This is a genomic window from Paraburkholderia sp. PREW-6R (assembly GCF_039621805.1).
Taxonomy (GTDB): Bacteria; Pseudomonadota; Gammaproteobacteria; order Burkholderiales; family Burkholderiaceae; genus Paraburkholderia.
On sequence record NZ_CP155074.1, the window covers coordinates 1,566,668 to 1,582,753 of the forward strand.

Here is a 16,086-nt window from a genome sequence, read left to right on the forward strand (position 1 = left end):
CGATTCAGTCGGCGGCCCGTTGCATCGCAGGCCGTACGGCGTTTTCAGAAAGCGGGGAAGCAACGGGCGGCGAGGCCGGCGCGCCTGGATTCACTGCTGCGGTCTGGCTTGTGTTGGGGCTCGTGTTGGGGCTCGTGAGCGGGCTGACGGCCGCGTCCGAATCCGCACCTGGCCAGCCGCCGCCGAGGTTCTTGACCAGCATCACGTTGCTCTCGGCGAGCAGAGCCTGCGTGTCGCGCAGGTTCTGCTGCGCCTGGATCAGCGTCAGCTGTTGCGTCAGCACGTTCTGCTGGCTGACCGCTCCAGCGTCGAACTGCGCCTGCTCGCTCGCAAACAGTCTGGAGCTGCTGGTGAGCACGTTGGCAAACGCGCTTTCCTGCGCCCGCAGATGGTTCATCGACGAAAGGCTGTCCTCGACGCTCTGGAAAGCCGTCAAGACGGTGTTACGGTAGTTCGCGACGTCTTCGTCGTAGGTCGCGCGGGCCTGATGAACCGCGGCCGTGCGCGCGCCGCCGTCGAAGATCGTCGCGGCGAGATCGGGGCCGAGCGTCCAGAAACGGCTTGGTGCGGTGAACAGATGGGCGAGCGTATTGTGCGCGAAGCCGCCTTGCGCGGAGAGCGTGAGCGTGGGGAAGAACGCGGCTTCCGCCACGCCGATATTGGCGTTGGCCGCGGCCGCCGTGCGCTCGGCGCTGACCACGTCGTAGCGCCGTTCGAGCAGTTGCGACGGCAACGCGAGCGGCACGGCCGGCACCGCGAAGCGATAGTCCGGATCGACCGGAATGCTGAATGCCCCTGGCGGCGTGCCGGTCAACACGGCAATGGCGTGTTCGTCCTGTTCGCGCGTGGTCTCGGTGGTTTGCAGATCGGCGATCACCACCTCCAGATTCTCCTGCGCGTTCAGCACGTCGTCACCCGACGCGCTGCCTTGCGCGAACCCGGTTTGCACCATCGAGAGAATCCGGCCGTACAGGTCCTGCTGCTGCCTGAGCGCCTGCACGTCGAAATCGGCTTGCCGCAACTGGAAGTAGTCCGTCGCCACGCTGGCGGCGATCGAGATGCGTTCGCCGGCGAGCTGCGCATCCGATGCCTGCGCACTTTCCTTCGCGCTCTCGATCTCGCGGCGTATCTGCCCCCACAGGTCCAGCTCCCAGCTAAGCGACCCGTCGGCCACCACGCTGTTGCCGGCGCCGACGCCCGCGGTCGTCGCGCCGCCCGCGGCGCCCGCCAGCCCCACGATATTGCCGCCGGAGCGCGCACCGGACAGACCAACCGTGGCGACCGGGAACAGACTCGCACGGTTGGCTTCCACGATGCCGAGCGCCACGCGATAGGCGGCCTCCGCCGCCGCGATCGATTGATTTGCCTGTAAGGCCTGTTCGACCAGACCGTTGAGACGGTCATCGCCATACATGCGCCACCACGTGCTCGAGATCGCCGCTTGGGGATTCGCGTCGGCACGTTGCCACTCGACACCTTCCTTGAACGATGCCGGCACCTGCACTTCGGCTTTGCGATAGTCGGGGCCCACCATGCAGGCCGCGAGCGACGTCGCAAGAAGCAACGTCGTGCCGCTTTTTATCGCCGGCCGCCATCGCAAGCGCGGGTCGTGCCGAAACGCGATCCGTGAAATCCGCCGATCTGTCCTCAATCGTGTTCCCCTATCCGCTGGATAAGAAGCCCGACAAAATCATGACATTTATTTCGGATGCCTAACTACAAAAACGAATCAAAAGGCAATTGAAGGCCTGACCTGTCAACTGGAAACCGTGGTGGCCGCCGCACATAGCGCAACATAGCGCAATATAAAATATTGTGCTGACGAGGCGTTCTCCGAGCGTCGCATGACCACCCGCCAGATCGGACAAACGACGATCAGCAGGCCGACGCTGACAGATCATGACGCCCACCGCGATTCACCATGTACAGGGCGCGGGTGAGGAGCCGCGCGAAATGGGCCAGCTTACGCCGGCCATTCGAAGTCTGGTACGCTGCGCCCTTTGCAACCGCCTGTATCGATTCGATGGAAACCCCTTTCAATGACCGTGGCGTATCGGTCACGCGCAATGCGCTTTCGTCCGCCGGCCAGGTTTTCCCATTGCGCGACATCCTGCGCGTGCAAGTCGTCACCGTGCCGAAGAACAAGGTGCTGCCGGTGACCATCTCGGTCGTCGGACTCGCCGGCGCACTGGTCGGCGGCCTGTTTCGCTCGCCAGCGGGCATGGTGTGCGGCACGATGCTGATCGTAGTCGGCTGGCTCACATGGGCCACGCAGGACGTCACCCATCGCCTGATGGTGACCACCGCCGTCGGCGAGCGGGAAGCGCTGATGAGCACGGACCGGGACTTCGTGGAACGCGTCGGCACGGCCGTGAACGAGGCGAAGGCAGCCGCCGTCACGCCGAAGGTTTGAGCGGCGGCGCGCGCGGTCAGCGCGCCGATGTCTGATACAGATCAGCACGCACACATGTTATTTACCGCGTCGTCTAGACGTTGACATATTTTTGCAAGTGCTTCTGAGCCGGGATGTAGAGTCGGCGCTTCCATTACTGCGTGCTCCCTCCCGCAGGCCTTGCAAACGCGCCGGTCTTGCCGCCTACGTCATGTGGGCGCAAGAAAGCGCCGCTCTGTGCGGCATCCCGGCGCGCTTTACGCTGCCCCGCCTTCGCCAGGGAGACGCTTTTTGCAAAGCGTGCTCCTATGTCCCGCTCCTGTTTCGACGCCGTACGCCAGCGTCTGATCCTTCGTCGTCGCGGTTTCAATCTCCTCGCGCTCTTCACCGGCGCGGCGCTCGTGCTCGCCGGCTGCGGCATCAACTTTCCGGTGCCGACGCCGCCGTCTCCCAGCGTTTCATTGATCAACGGCGGCAACGACGGCCTGCTGATTCCGTTGCAGGTCGAACGCGCCGATCAGGACCACGCGCGCCTTGGCCTGCCGGTTCAGCTCGACGGCAAGCCCGTCTACCTCGCACTCGACACCGGCACGCAAGGCGTGCGCGTGCTCAAGTCCGTGCTGCCCGGCACCCGCTATCCGGGCGTCGGCCCGCAAAGCACCCTGCCGCTTGCGAACGGCGCGCAGGTAACGGGCGCGGCCGTCGGCGTGCCGTTCAGCATCGCGGGCATGAAACCGGTCCAGGTCAACGCGCAGGCGGTCACGCTCGTGAACTGCCAACCAGGCATGAAGCGTTGCGTGGGCATGGACGGCTTTACAGCCGAATTCGGCTGGGCGTTCTCCGGGCTTCTCGGCGTCGGCGCGGCACAGCCGGACGACATCTGCTGCACGCAACCGCTACGCGCGTTGCCGGGCAACGTCGGCGAGCGTTATCTGGTGCACGCGAATTTTGCGAAGCCTTTTCTCGTGCTGAGCCCGTCGAGCGCAATCACAAAGAATTACACGATGGTGCCGATGACCGTGCTGACCGACGGCACGATGCAGTGGCCACGCGGCTGCGTGAACGTCGGCGACAAGATGACGTTTTGCGCGCCGCTCGTGTTCGCCACGGCGAACACCGACATGATCCGCATCGAAATGGACAAGGCGCCGAACTGGACCGGCGACGACGAGGTCGGCAAGGTCCTCAACCAGGGCAACTACAACGCGGCGGTCGGTTCGGGCAACTGGGTGCATCGCTATCAGGACGCGCAGGTCACGATCGTCAAGGCCAAAGCGGGCGCGAACCGTATTGTGATCGGCCTGATGGGCATGCAGAATATCGACGTGCTGTTCGACTTCACGCGTCGTGAGCTCGGCCTGCACTCCGCTACCCAAGTCGAATCACTGACTCCGTGACCGCGTGAAACGGCGTCACTCAGCCATGCAGATTAAAAAGGCCGTGCGGTCCTGATGGACCGCACGGCCTTTCGTGCAATGCGCGTTCGCTCAATCGATCTCGACCGGATTCACATGCCAGATGTCGCGCGCATATTCGGCAATCGTACGGTCCGACGAAAACTGCCCCATTCCCGCAACGTTCGCGATCGCGCTCTCGGCCCACGCGCGCTTGTCGACGAAGCGCGCGTCCACGTCTTCTTGCGCCTTCGCAAAAGCCGCGAAATCCGCCAGCACCATGTAGTGATCGCCCCAATCCACCAGCGTGTGGAAAATGTCCGAGAAGCGCACCGGGTCTTCCGGCGAGAAGTAGCCCGAACGGATCTGATCGAGCGCCATTCGCAGTTCAGCATTCTCCTCGTACACCTGACGCGGCCGGTAGCCGCTCGCGCGCAGGCTGTCCACCTCGTCGGCGGTATGGCCGAAGATGAAGATGTTCTCGCGCCCCACCGCGTCGCAGATCTCGATGTTCGCGCCGTCCATCGTGCCGATGGTCAGCGCGCCGTTGAGCGCGAGCTTCATGTTGCCGGTGCCCGACGCCTCGGTGCCCGCCATTGAAATCTGCTCGGACAGATCGGCCGCCGGAATGATCAGCTCGGCCACGCTCACACCATAGTTCGGCACGAACACCACCTTCAGCCGGTCGCCAATGAGCGGATCGTGATTGACCTTCTGGCTCACGTCGCCGATCAGCTTGATGATCGTCTTCGCCATCCGGTAGGCGGACGCCGCCTTGCCGGCGAACATCACCACGCGCGGCACCCAGTCGCGCTCGGGATTCGCGCGAATCTGGTTGTAGCGCACGATCACATGCAGCACGTTCAATAGCTGCCGCTTGTACTCGTGAATGCGCTTGACCTGCAGATCGAACAGCGCGTCCGGATTGAAAGTGAGTTTGGTGTGCTGCGCGAGCCGCTGGACGAGACGCAGCTTGTTTTGCCGCTTCGCCTCGCGGAAAGCATCGACGAACGCGGTGTCGTGCCGCAGTTCGCGCAATTGCTCCAGCTCGAACAGATTGCTGCGCCAGTGCGTGCCGATCTGCCTGTCGATCAGCGACGACAACGACGGGCTCGCCTGCGACAACCACCGCCGCGGCGTGATGCCGTTCGTGACGTTGGTGAAGCGGTCCGGATAAATGCGCGCGAAGTCGGCGAAAATGTCGCGCGTCATCAATTGCGAATGCAGCTTGGACACACCGTTCACCTTATGGCTCGCGACGATCGCCAGATACGCCATCCGCACGCGCCGCTGGCCGTATTCGTCGACGAGCGAAATGCGGCGGATCATTTCAGCGTCATGCCCCGACTGTTCGCTCACGTGCTTCAAAAACTGCGCATTGATCTCGAAGATGATTTCAAGGTGGCGCGGCAACAGGCGCGCCAGCATTTCCACGTCCCACGTTTCGAGCGCTTCGGGCATCAGCGTGTGATTCGTGTACGAGAAAATCTTCGTGACGTGCTGCCACGCCTTGTCCCATGGCTGGTGATGGATATCCACGAGCAGACGCATCAGTTCGGGAATCGCCAGCACCGGGTGCGTGTCGTTCAGATGCACCGCGACCTTTTCCGAGAAGCGGCCAAACGTGCTGTGCGTGCGCTGATAGCGGCGGATCAGATCCTGCATCGTCGCCGACACGAAGAAGTATTCCTGGCGCAAACGCAGTTCGCGGCCGGCCGGCGTGGAGTCGTCCGGATAAAGCAGCCGCGACACGTTCTCCGACATGTTCTTCGTGTCGACCGCGTTGCGGTAGTCGCCCCGGTTGAATGCGCGGAGATCCAGTTCTTCTGTCGCGCGCGCCGACCACAGACGCAGCGTATTGGTGGCGCTGGTCGCGTAGCCGGGAATGACGGTGTCGTAAGCGGTCGCGTTCACATGCTGGGTGTCGATCCATTCGGTTCGCTCGCCGCGCTGTACGGTGCGGCCGCCGAACGGGATCATGTAAGTGACTTCGGGCCGCGGGAACTCCCACGCGTTGCCCGCGCGCAGCCAGTAGTCCGGCGCTTCGACCTGCTCGCCGTTGACGATCTCCTGGCGGAACATCCCGTATTCATAACGGATACCGTAGCCGAAGCCGGGAATGCCGAGCGTCGCCATGGAGTCGAGAAAGCACGCTGCGAGCCGGCCGAGGCCGCCGTTGCCGAGCGCGGCGTCCGGCTCGATTTCGGTGAGCATGTCCATGTCCACGCCGAGGCTCGCGAGCGCTTCGCGCATCTGGTCGTAAATGCCGAGCGCCAGTAAGGCGTTCGTAAAGGTCCGGCCGATCAGAAATTCCATCGACAGGTAGTAGACGCGTTTCACGTCCTGTTCATATTGCAGGCGCGTGGTTTTCATCCAGCGCGCGACCAGCCGGTCGCGCACGGCAAGCGCAGCGGCGTGCAGCCAGTCGTGTGGATGGGCGGTGACGGCGTCCTTGCCGACGCCGTACATCATGCGGTTGGAAATTGAGCGCCGTAGCGCGTCGACGGTACTGTTGAGCTGGTCGAATTCCAGATCGACGGCTGTCATCGAAGCCTCCGGGGAAGAAAGACGCAACATACGCGAACCGCCCAGATGACGGACGGGAGGCGCGTGCCGGTCGGGCGGGTTAAGAAACAGAGTAGAACATTTTAAGGCCGCCGGACACTGGCAGGCGAGCGCGCTTGACCACGCACATGCCATGCCCGCAGACAGGCGCAGAGCCGCCGGTTTTTCGCACGCGAGCGGTGCAAGCAGGCTGCGTAAGGCACCGAGCGCGTGCATCGTTCTGCAAAAAACAGGCACGCGATCGTCGGCAAGCCGCGACAGTGCACAGCAAAAATTTTTGGGCGCAACGCATTATTTTTTCGACGTATGACGCGTGGATGAATGGCTGGATTGCAATGCGTCGTTAGAATCGGTTTGCCGCCTCTGCAGACTGAATGCCACAGTCACGTGTGCCATCGGGTGGGCGACTCAGTTCGACGTCGCCGGGCGGGATTGGCCGTTAGTTGCGTTTTTACGGGGCGTCGGGATTGCTCGTGACAACCGGGACCGGCCTGCGCAATGCCGCATCCCACCGCCTCGTGCCGCTCTGCGCCTGCTGGAGTCAAGCCAGGCCATGTCGAGCCAGATTGAGCTGCGCTGCGCCGAGCAGGAATTCCACGTCTCTGTAACAATCGTTCCGTTCGCCGCGTAGCGCTGATCGAGCAAGGCTCCCGACCAAGGTTTTCGACCGGTCAATCGTCCTTTCGAACGGCTCCGTGCGCACTCCACCCCTTGCAACGCTGCCGCCGGTGCGCCGCTCCACCAAGCGATCGCACCCAACGGCATGCCTAACCCGACGAGCCGCGTCTTGTCCGATAAACCCAGCGCTTCTCCCCTTCTCGCGGACGGCCCGATGTCCGCCGCCAACCGGCGCGCGATGATCGCGATCATGCTTGCCGTCGCGCTCGCCACGCTCGACACCGCGATCGCCAACACTGCCCTGCCCGCCATTGCCGTAGACTTGCACGCGGCGCCCGCAGCGTCGGTGTGGATCATCAACGCCTATCAGCTTTCGATGGTTGCCACGCTCCTGCCGCTCGCCGCGCTTGGCGACATCGTCGGGCATCGGCGCATCTATATCGCGGGGATTGCCGTGTTCACCGTGGCGTCGCTTGCATGCTCGCTCGCGTCGACGCTGCCCATGCTGACCGCCGCGCGCATCCTTCAGGGGCTCGGCGCGAGTGCAATCATGAGCGTGAATACCGCGCTGATCCGCTATCTGTTTCCGCCGCACCGGCTAGGACGCGGCCTTGGCATCAACGCGCTGGTCGTGGGCTTCTCGTTTGCGGTCGGGCCGACGGTGGCGTCGCTGATTCTTTCGGTCGCCAACTGGCCGTGGCTGTTCGCGGTCAACGTGCCGCTCGGCGTCGTCGCGCTCGCGTTCGCGTGGCCGGCGCTGCCGCACACGGAGCGCGGGACGCACAACTTCGATCCGGTCGCCGCGCTGCTGAACGTTGTCACCTTCGCCGCGCTGATCTTCGCGCTCGGCGAGGCCGCGCAGCGCGCTTCGGCACCGCTGGTGCTGAGCGCGGCGGCCGTCGCCGTGATCTTTGGTCTGTTGCTGATCCGGCGTGAAGCCGGCCATCCCGCGCCGATGCTGCCGGTCGATCTGTTCAAGCGGCCGGTGTTTGCGTTGTCGGCGGTGACCGCTGTCTGCTCGTTCGCTGCGCAGGGACTCGCGTTCGTGTCGCTGCCGTTTTATTTCGAAGACGTGCTTCAGCGCAGCCAGGTTGAAACCGGCTTTCTGATGACGCCGTGGCCGGTGGTCGTCGCGCTGGCTGCGCCGCTCGCGGGCAGTCTGTCCGATCGCTATCCGCCGGGCCTGCTCGGTGCGATTGGTCTTGCGGTGATGTCGGCGGGGATGGCGTCGCTCGCGCTATTGCCGGTGCATCCACACGTGCTCGATATCGGCATCCGCATGGCCGTGTGCGGTGCGGGCTTCGGCTTTTTCCAGTCGCCCAATCTGAAGGCGCTGATGGCGAGCGCGCCGCCGGAGCGCAGCGGCGGTGCGAGCGGCATCGTCGCGACGGCGCGACTGCTGGGCCAGACCACGGGCGCGGCGCTGGTCGCGTTGAGCTTCGGCATTGCGGGCCGGCATGGGCCGACGCTCGCACTCGGCGCAGGCGCCTTCTTCGCTGGCGCGGCGAGCCTCGCGAGCGGCTTGCGACTGCTGGCGCCGTCGCATCGCGCTGGCGTGCAGCCGGGGGCTTCGGCCAAGTAGCGGCGGGCTTGGTAGTTGGCGCGGTAGTTGGCGCGGTAGTTGGCGCGGTAGTTGGCGCGGTAGTTGGCGCGGTAGTTGGCGCGGTAGTTGGCGCGGTAGTTGGCGCGGTAGTTGGTTCGGTTGCCGCTTGGTGGTGGCTCGGTAGTCGCTCGGTAACCGGCTCGACAGTTAGCCGAGTAAGTGGCTCAGCGATTGGCTCAATGAACCGGCCAACAAACAAAACGGGCGCGCCGCTAACGCAGCGCGCCCGTTTTTGCATCCGCGACGTGCGTCGTCGGTCAATGCGCGGCGAAATAGCCTTTTACGGCGGAGAGGAACGTGTTGATGTCGTCGCGCGACACGTCTTTATGCGTGACGAATCGCGACGCATACAGCATCTGCGTGAGGATGCCGCGTTCCTTCAGCCACGCTTCGAGCGGCGCGCAGTGTTGCTGCGGAAACTGCGCGAACACCATGTTCGTCGCGACCGATTGCACCTTCACGTGCGCGATCGACTCGAGCCCGGCCGCAAGATGCGCGGCGTGGGCGTGGTCGTCGGCGAGACGCTCGACGTTGTGATCCAGCGCGTACAGGCAAGCTGCCGCCAGCACGCCGGCCTGGCGCATGCCGCCGCCCAGCACCTTGCGCCAGCGATGCGCGACGTCGATCAGCGCCCGGCTGCCCACGAGCACCGAGCCGACCGGCGCGCCCAGCCCCTTCGAAAAACAGATGGACACCGAATCGAACGGCGCGCACAGCGCGGCAACCGGCTTGCCCGACGCGACCGCCGCGTTGTACACGCGCGCGCCGTCCAGATGAGCCGACAAACCGCGTTCGCGCGCAAGCTGGACCGCCTCGGCGACATAAGCTTCCGGCAACACCTTGCCGCCGATGGTGTTCTCCAGCGCCAGCAGACGCGTGCGCGCGAAGTGGTTGTCGATGGGCTTGATCGCGGCGGCAATCTTCTCGAGCGGGATCGAACCGTCGGCGGCGTTTTCGAGCGGCTGCGGCTGGATGCTGCCCAACACCGCGGCGCCGCCGCCTTCGTACTTGTAGGTATGCGCGAGCTGGCCGACGATATATTCGTCGCCGCGCGCGCAGTGCGCCATCAGCGCCGCCAGGTTGCTTTGCGTGCCGCTCGGAAAGAACAGCCCCGCTTCCTTGCCGGCGCGCTCGGCAACCGTGGCCTGCAAACGAAGCACAGTGGGGTCGTCGCCCCAGACGTCGTCGCCTACTTCAGCGGCGGACATGGCCGCAAGCATCGCCGGAGTAGGACGGGTTACGGTGTCGCTGCGCAGATCGATCATGGTGGGTCCTTATGCGTGCCTGGGCGTGCTTGTACGTACTGTACGTGCTTGTGCGTTCGGGAATGACGGCCGATAACGGCCGGCCGGCGTGCCGCCGCGACTGCTGCTGGTTCGATACGGCGCCGGCTGCTGAGCGACACAGTGTATCAATTAACGCCACGCGCAGAACGGGCACAGGCCGGCGCACAGGTCCACGCAAAAAACTGGGAGGTTTAGCCACCCGACTTCGGCAGCCATGCCAGCGGATCGACCGGCTGACCATTCTGGCGCACTTCGAACTGGATCGAAGCGACACCGCGGCTGTCCACGCCCACCTCGCCGATGGTCTGCCCTTGCGCGACGGCGTCGCCTTCCTTGACGAGCAGCGTGCTGTTTTGCCCGTAGGCCGTAATCAGCGAGTCGTCGTGCTTGATGATGATGAGCGGACCATAAGCCTCGATGCCCGTACCCGCATAAACCACGCGGCCCGTGGCGGCAGCCTTGACCGGATCGCCCGGACGCCCGCCGATCACGATCCCGTTCGACTTGCCCGGTGCGAACGCTCGCAGCACCGGACCGCGCAGCGGCCATTGCAGCACGCCTGGCTGCGGCGCGGCGGTTGCTGCCGGATTGGTTTGCGCACCGGGCGCGTTCTGTCCCGCGACGTTCACGGGCGGCGTGACGACGCTGCCGGACGCCATTGGCGGCGAAACACGCAACACCTGGCCGGGCGTCACCGCGGCATTGACCGGAAGACCGTTCCAGCTCGCGATGTCCTGCGGCGCACGACCATAAGCCGACGCGATGCCGGCCATCGAATCGCCCGGATTGACACGGTAAAAACCGGCCGGCACGGGCACGGTGCTGAGGGTGGTGGGACGGGACGGCGCACTGCTGTAAAACGGCGTGCTGTCCCACGGCATCGTGGTACAGCCGCTGAACACTACGCCCAGCGCGGCTACTGCCAGCAACCGGGTCCCCGACACCTGCCATCGTCTTGTCATTTGATTTTCCTCGACGCCTTGATTCAACCGGATTCGAACAGCCCCAAGCATTCGGCGTGCCGCTGCGCTCAAACCGCAACCTGCGCGGCGAGCACGTCACGCGCGCTCCATTATGCCGTTGCGCTCCGTGCCTCCGACAGAAGACTCACCCGCCTGCCCCGCCAACATCAAGACCCGCGCGAAGCAGAGCAAAAATGCGCCGCGGGTGGCCGCACGACAATTATAGTTCTGCTAACAGCCCCGCCCAGCAATGGATACCGGCCGATTGCCTTTGATGTGACTATTGAATACCTTAGGCCCTCGCCTATACTCGAAAACGCTGCGCCCAAAACGCGGTGCGCCAACATATCGACCCTGCGAGGAGTTGGAATGAACAAAGCCACGTTTCTGGCCGTGCAGCTCAATGTCGACGACATTACCGCGTCGCCTGGCCTCGTCGAATTGTTGAATACACACCTTGTTTTTGCCGCCGACGTTGCCGAGGCCGCCGACGCGCTGGTGCAGCTGGCCAGCATCACGGGCCTGTCGAGCGGCGTGGAAGCGACGGTCGAGATTCCCGCCGTAACGGTCGAGCGGCTGCGCGAAGCGCTCGACAACCTGAGCGGCTACGACGAATCGTGGCTTCTCGCGCTCGAGCCGAGTCATGCGCTGTTCGCCGACATTGGTCGACGGCAGCGAACCCTGCACTAGAGCCGCGGACGCAGTCCGCGCTGCCACGCCCCTCGGCACCGGGCGCTCGACGCCGCCGGTGCGCCACTTTTCGCTCACCGCTCGCCTCGTCAGACCAGCCGGTTGCCTCGCCGTCGGCGTGATCTGGAATTTTGGCGGGTCAACTGGAGAACCGCCGTGAAAAGTCTTTTAAACCGCCGCAGCGTGCTGGCAGGACCGTCGCATCTCGTGCAGGTGCCGCGAGAGCGCAGCACGGAATCGACCTCGGCGCCTGCGCCGGAGGACGCCGCCTTGTCGCAGGCGGCTGCCGGCGCGGCAGCCGCCGACCCGTACGGCGCAGGCTTCACCGCGTCGAGCGAAGCCGCGCGCCCGGTCACGACGCTGCGTCCGGTCCCGGCGGTGCCGACGCAGGTGAGCGCGCGCGGCGTGCAGATCGCCGATACCGTGGACGTCGAATGGCTCGCCGAGGAAGAGGCGCTTACGCCATTTCATGTATTCCGCAGTTTCGAGTATTCGGTCAGCCTGCTCTTTCACGCAAAAGAACTGGCGTATTACATCGTGATGTATCAGGACGGCTCACTGTGGCGCGCGCTGCGGGCGCACGACCTGGAAGCGGCCGAGGCGGCGTTTCGTCATTTCGAGGAACAGGCCACGCGTCTGTCGGAAGGCGAAGCGCGGCGTGCGCAACTCGAGGCACAGAACGAGCAGCTCGCACGGATGATCGCGCGCTCGGAGGCGCAAGCCGAACGCCTGAGAAACGAGTTGCAGAGGCGCGGCGCTTACGAGCAGGCCGTGACGAACCGGCAGCATCATGTGCGCAAGGAAGTGTCGCAGCTGGAGGCGCAGCGCGTCGCCGCGCAAGCGCATCTGAACAAGGCGCAACGACAGATTCATCAGCTCAATCTGACCACGAACGAGGCGATCCCGCATCTGCCGGGCCGCTGAGTACTGACATCTGATTCTGCGATGCTCGCGCCATCGCCTAGACGACAAAACGCCGCCCAGGCCAAAGCCGGGCGGCGTTCTGATTTTGACCGCCGTCGCTCAATCTGACGGCGTTTGCTCTGGTTTCGGCGTGACTTAGTTGCCGAAGTAGACCGAGTTGCGATCGTTGCTGCTCACCGGACGGCCAGCTTGCGACGAACCGGCGATCGGTGCGCCATAGCCGCTGTTGGCTGCCTGAGCGGTGCCGTTTTGTGCATCGACACGTGCTTGCGCGGTTTCCAGATTGTTCGGGTACGTGGCGTGGTCGCCCACCGGGTTGTAGCCGTTCTTCTCCAGCTGAACCAGCTGGTTGCGAACGTCTGCACGCGTGAGCGGCTGGTTCGATTGAGCGAACGACACGACCGGAGCGGCCAGAGCGACGGCAACAGCAACTGCAGAGATAAGAGTCTTCATGGTGTAAACCTCCATAACTTGTTCTTGATGCGCTACAGGGTTTTTGTCCTGCAGCGGTTAAGTAGAAGTTTAGAAGCGAGAACACCTAGGGGAAACACCTAAAACAGCGAAACTCTATTCTCGATTTCGCAATAATCACGACCTTGTTTTACCGACATGCCGATTGAATAGCGCCTTTCAGCAATAATTCCATTTTCTTACGCGCTTTTCGGGCGACGCGGTCGCTTGATACCGCGGCGCGTCGCTGACCTTCCGTGCGTTCAGCTCCAGTTCGCGTGGAAGCTGCCCGGCTTGTCGATGCGCTCAAACGTATGCGCGCCAAAGAAATCGCGCTGCGCCTGCACCAGATTTGCCGGCAGACGTTCGGAACGATACGCGTCGAAATAGGCGATTGCCGAAGCGAATGCGGGAACGGGCACGCCCGCGTTGACCGCCGCCACGACCACTTCGCGCAGCGCCGACTGGTAGTTCTTTGCGATGTCGCGGAAATACGGGTCGAGCAGCAGGTTCGCGATCGCCTTGTCCGTCGTATAGGCGTCCGTGATTTTCTGAAGGAAGCGGGCGCGGATGATACAACCGGCGCGGAAAATCTTCGCGATCGTGCCGTAGTCCAGATCCCACTTATATTCCTCCGATGCCGCGCGCAACTGCGCGAAGCCCTGCGCATACGAGATCACCTTGCTGAAATACAGCGCACGGCGCACCGCTTCGATGAACGCGTCGCGCTCCACGCCGAGCGGCTTGGCGGCCGGCCCTTCGAGCACCTTGCTTGCGGCCACGCGCTGGTCCTTCAGCGACGACAGCACGCGGGCGAACACGGCCTCGGTAATCAGCGGCAACGGCGCGCCCAGGTCGAGCGCGTTCTGGCTGGTCCACTTGCCGGTGCCCTTTTGCGCGGCACGGTCGAGAATCACGTCGACCAGATCCTTGCCCGTTTCTTCGTCTTTCTTGCTGAAAATCTTCGAGGTGATTTCGATCAGGTAGCTGTCCAGCTCGCCCTGGTTCCACTCGGTGTAGACCTTGCCCAATTCCTCGTTCGACAGCCCCACCACTTGCTTGAGCACCGCGTAGCTTTCGGCGATCAGCTGCATGTCGCCATATTCGATGCCGTTGTGCACCATCTTCACGAAGTGGCCCGCGCCGTCCGGTCCCATGTAAGCGACGCACGGCTCGCCATCGGGCGCCTTGGCGGCGATCTCGGTGAGGATCGGCGCGACCAGGTCATACGCGTCGCGCTGGCCACCCGGCATGATCGACGGACCTTTCAACGCGCCTTCTTCACCACCCGACACACCTGTGCCGATGAAGTGCAGGCCCGACTTCGCGAGATCCTGATTGCGACGGATCGTATCGGTGAAGTGCGTGTTGCCGCCATCGATCAGAATGTCGCCCTTTTCGAGCAGCGGCTTGAGCTGGTTGATCGTGGCGTCCGTGCCTTCGCCTGCCTTCACCATCAGCAGAATGCGGCGCGGTGTTTCCAGCGACTCCACGAATTCTTCCAGCGTGAAGGCCGGCACCAGTTTCTTGTCCGGATATTCGGCGATGAGTTCGTCGGTTTTCTCGCGGCTACGGTTGAACACCGACACCGCGTGGCCGCGGCTCTCGATGTTGAGCGCCAGATTACGGCCCATGACCGCCAGCCCCACCACGCCGATTGCCTGTTTGCCCATGTGAATTCTCCAGAGTCCAATGAATGTCGAGACGCCTCGCCGCGTCATGCAGGCGGGACGTCGAGGGTGAAAGAATAAAAGAAATGACGGCTCGCCGCTCGCCCGCTGTCACCTTGCAGAATGTTCGACACACGCAGCGACCACGCGCCGCCTTGCACAACGACGCGACGCGCCTTTGAGCGCGTGAGCCGCCGCGCCGCGCCGAGCGCGCAGCCAGGCTTGCCCGCCGCCGCTTGCAACCGCCCGTCAGACTCGCGCCGCGTTCGGACGTTTCCTGAATACGAGGCTGAAATTGTTGGCGGGCATCGCGATTGGCTCGTCGCACGTAAATCCCGAAGCGGTGCCGAGCGTGGTGACCCGCTCCATGTCGCGCACGCCCCACGCCGGATCGCGGCTGCGCAGTTGCTCGTCGAACGCCTCGTTGCTCGCCGACGTATGCGCGCCGCCGCGCCGGTACGGACCGTACAGATACAGTACACCGCCTTCGACGAGACGCTGGCCCGCGCCGGCAAAAAGCGCTTCGGCCGCACTCCAGGGCGAGATGTGAATCATGTTGATACAGATCACCGCGTCAAGCGCATCGACGCCCCAGTCCGACGCGTGCACGTCGAGCGCGAGCGGCGCGCGCACGTTCGGCAAGCCTTCATGCGTGACCCACGCGGCAATCGACGCTCGCGCGTCGGCGTCCGCGTCGCTCGGCTGCCAGTCGAGGCCCGGCAAAGCGCGCGCAAAGCAGATTGCATGCTGCCCGGTGCCGGCGGCAATTTCGAGCACGCGGCCGCTCGCGGGCAGCACCTCGCGCAGGACGGCAAGAATCGGCTCGCGATTGCGCTCCGCGGAAGGCGAACGTTGCCGCAATGCCGGATGGTGATCAGTCATGTTTCGGTTCTATGTCAGTACAAGGCGGTGCGTACGCGCTCGGCGAGTTCGCGATCGTACGTTGCGGCGTCGAACTGCTCGCCGTTGATACGCCGATGAATCTCGCCCGCGCTCGGCAGCCGTGAACGTTCGACGTGATGCGCCGGATCCCACAGCTTCGAGCGCACCAGCGCCTTCGAGCAGTGAAAATACACCGCGTCGACGTCGATCAGCAGCACGGTGCGCGGCAGTTTACCGGCGACAGCGAAACTGTCCAGCCATTGCGGATCATTCGAGATGCGCCCGCGCCCATTCACCCGCAAACTTTCGCCGACGCCGGGGATCATGAAAAGCAGCGCGAGACGCGGCTCGAGCATGATGTTGCGCAGACTGTCGATACGATTGTTACCGATGCGATCCGGCAACGCGAGCGTGCGCTCGTCGACGACGCGCACGAAGCCCGGCGCGTCGCCGCGCGGCGAGCAGTCGAGTCCCTCGGGCCCCGACGTGGCGAGCACGACAAACGGCGCGACTTCAATGAACGCGCGATAGTCTTCGTTCACGTAAGGGATTTCTTTGAACACGGCGCGTTCGTGTGGCTGGCCGTAGATCGCTTCGAGTTGTTCGATGGTCGTCAACATGGAAATCCTTTCGTGTCGTCCAGGGAGAGC

The 16,086-nt window shown here is 63.9% G+C and carries 13 protein-coding genes; 5 read left to right on the plus strand and 8 right to left on the minus strand.

All coding sequences use genetic code 11. The features are described from left to right. Nucleotides 1–4 precede the first annotated feature (4 nt). Entirely contained in the window at nt 5–1,534 is a 1,530-nt protein-coding gene (locus AAGS40_RS22175) for an efflux transporter outer membrane subunit (protein WP_345815005.1), read from the minus strand. Between the two features lie 489 nt (nt 1,535–2,023). Between AAGS40_RS22175 and AAGS40_RS22180 the strand changes: the two genes are divergently transcribed. Together AAGS40_RS22180 and AAGS40_RS22185 are read left to right on the plus strand one after the other, a co-directional pair. Further along, nucleotides 2,024–2,413 carry a DUF6232 family protein gene (locus AAGS40_RS22180; RefSeq protein WP_345815006.1) on the plus strand — a complete coding sequence of 130 codons (390 nt, stop codon included), beginning with the start codon at nt 2,024–2,026 and terminating at the stop codon, nt 2,411–2,413. Between the two features lie 287 nt (nt 2,414–2,700). Continuing rightward, nucleotides 2,701–3,789 (plus strand): hypothetical protein, encoded by a 1,089-nt coding sequence (locus tag AAGS40_RS22185; RefSeq protein ID WP_345815008.1) that lies wholly within the window; start codon nt 2,701–2,703, stop codon nt 3,787–3,789. 90 nt (nt 3,790–3,879) lie between these two features. Here the strand turns inward: AAGS40_RS22185 and AAGS40_RS22190 are convergent, their stop codons facing one another. Continuing rightward, nucleotides 3,880–6,333, minus strand: a complete 2,454-nt coding sequence (locus tag AAGS40_RS22190; RefSeq protein ID WP_345815009.1) for a glycogen/starch/alpha-glucan phosphorylase — start codon at nt 6,331–6,333, stop codon at nt 3,880–3,882. An 850-nt stretch (nt 6,334–7,183) separates the two neighbouring features. Here AAGS40_RS22190 and AAGS40_RS22195 point away from each other — a divergent pair. After that, complete coding sequence (locus AAGS40_RS22195) at nt 7,184–8,551, plus strand: MFS transporter (RefSeq protein ID WP_345816544.1); 1,368 nt, start codon at nt 7,184–7,186, stop codon at nt 8,549–8,551. Between the two features lie 278 nt (nt 8,552–8,829). Here AAGS40_RS22195 and ltaE read toward each other — a convergent pair whose 3' ends face one another. Then, a complete protein-coding gene (gene ltaE, locus AAGS40_RS22200; RefSeq protein ID WP_345815010.1) occupies nt 8,830–9,837 on the minus strand; it encodes a low-specificity L-threonine aldolase in 1,008 nt (335 codons plus the stop codon). A 212-nt stretch (nt 9,838–10,049) separates the two neighbouring features. Next, entirely contained in the window at nt 10,050–10,820 is a 771-nt protein-coding gene (locus AAGS40_RS22205; protein ID WP_345815011.1) for a peptidoglycan DD-metalloendopeptidase family protein, read from the minus strand. A gap of 369 nt (nt 10,821–11,189) precedes the next feature. Between AAGS40_RS22205 and AAGS40_RS22210 the strand changes: the two genes are divergently transcribed. Continuing rightward, complete coding sequence (locus AAGS40_RS22210) at nt 11,190–11,510, plus strand: hypothetical protein (RefSeq protein ID WP_345815013.1); 321 nt, start codon at nt 11,190–11,192, stop codon at nt 11,508–11,510. 156 nt (nt 11,511–11,666) lie between these two features. Continuing rightward, nucleotides 11,667–12,434, plus strand: a complete 768-nt coding sequence (locus tag AAGS40_RS22215; protein WP_345815014.1) for a DUF2968 domain-containing protein — start codon at nt 11,667–11,669, stop codon at nt 12,432–12,434. A 135-nt stretch (nt 12,435–12,569) separates the two neighbouring features. Here AAGS40_RS22215 and AAGS40_RS22220 read toward each other — a convergent pair whose 3' ends face one another. The 4 genes from AAGS40_RS22220 to AAGS40_RS22235 all read right to left on the minus strand — a co-directional run bounded on the left by AAGS40_RS22220 (nt 12,570) and on the right by AAGS40_RS22235 (nt 16,056). Next, on the minus strand, nt 12,570–12,887 hold the full coding sequence (locus tag AAGS40_RS22220) for a DUF4148 domain-containing protein (RefSeq protein ID WP_345815016.1): 318 nt from the start codon (nt 12,885–12,887) through the stop codon (nt 12,570–12,572). 260 nt (nt 12,888–13,147) lie between these two features. After that, nucleotides 13,148–14,557, minus strand: a complete 1,410-nt coding sequence (gene gndA, locus AAGS40_RS22225; RefSeq protein ID WP_345815018.1) for an NADP-dependent phosphogluconate dehydrogenase — start codon at nt 14,555–14,557, stop codon at nt 13,148–13,150. Between the two features lie 246 nt (nt 14,558–14,803). Beyond that, a complete protein-coding gene (locus tag AAGS40_RS22230; protein ID WP_345815019.1) occupies nt 14,804–15,436 on the minus strand; it encodes a DUF938 domain-containing protein in 633 nt (210 codons plus the stop codon). Nucleotides 15,437–15,450: 14 nt separating this feature from the next. Further along, nucleotides 15,451–16,056: a pyridoxamine 5'-phosphate oxidase family protein gene (locus tag AAGS40_RS22235; protein WP_345815021.1), complete on the minus strand. Its 606-nt coding sequence runs from the start codon at nt 16,054–16,056 to the stop codon at nt 15,451–15,453. Nucleotides 16,057–16,086 lie beyond the last annotated feature (30 nt).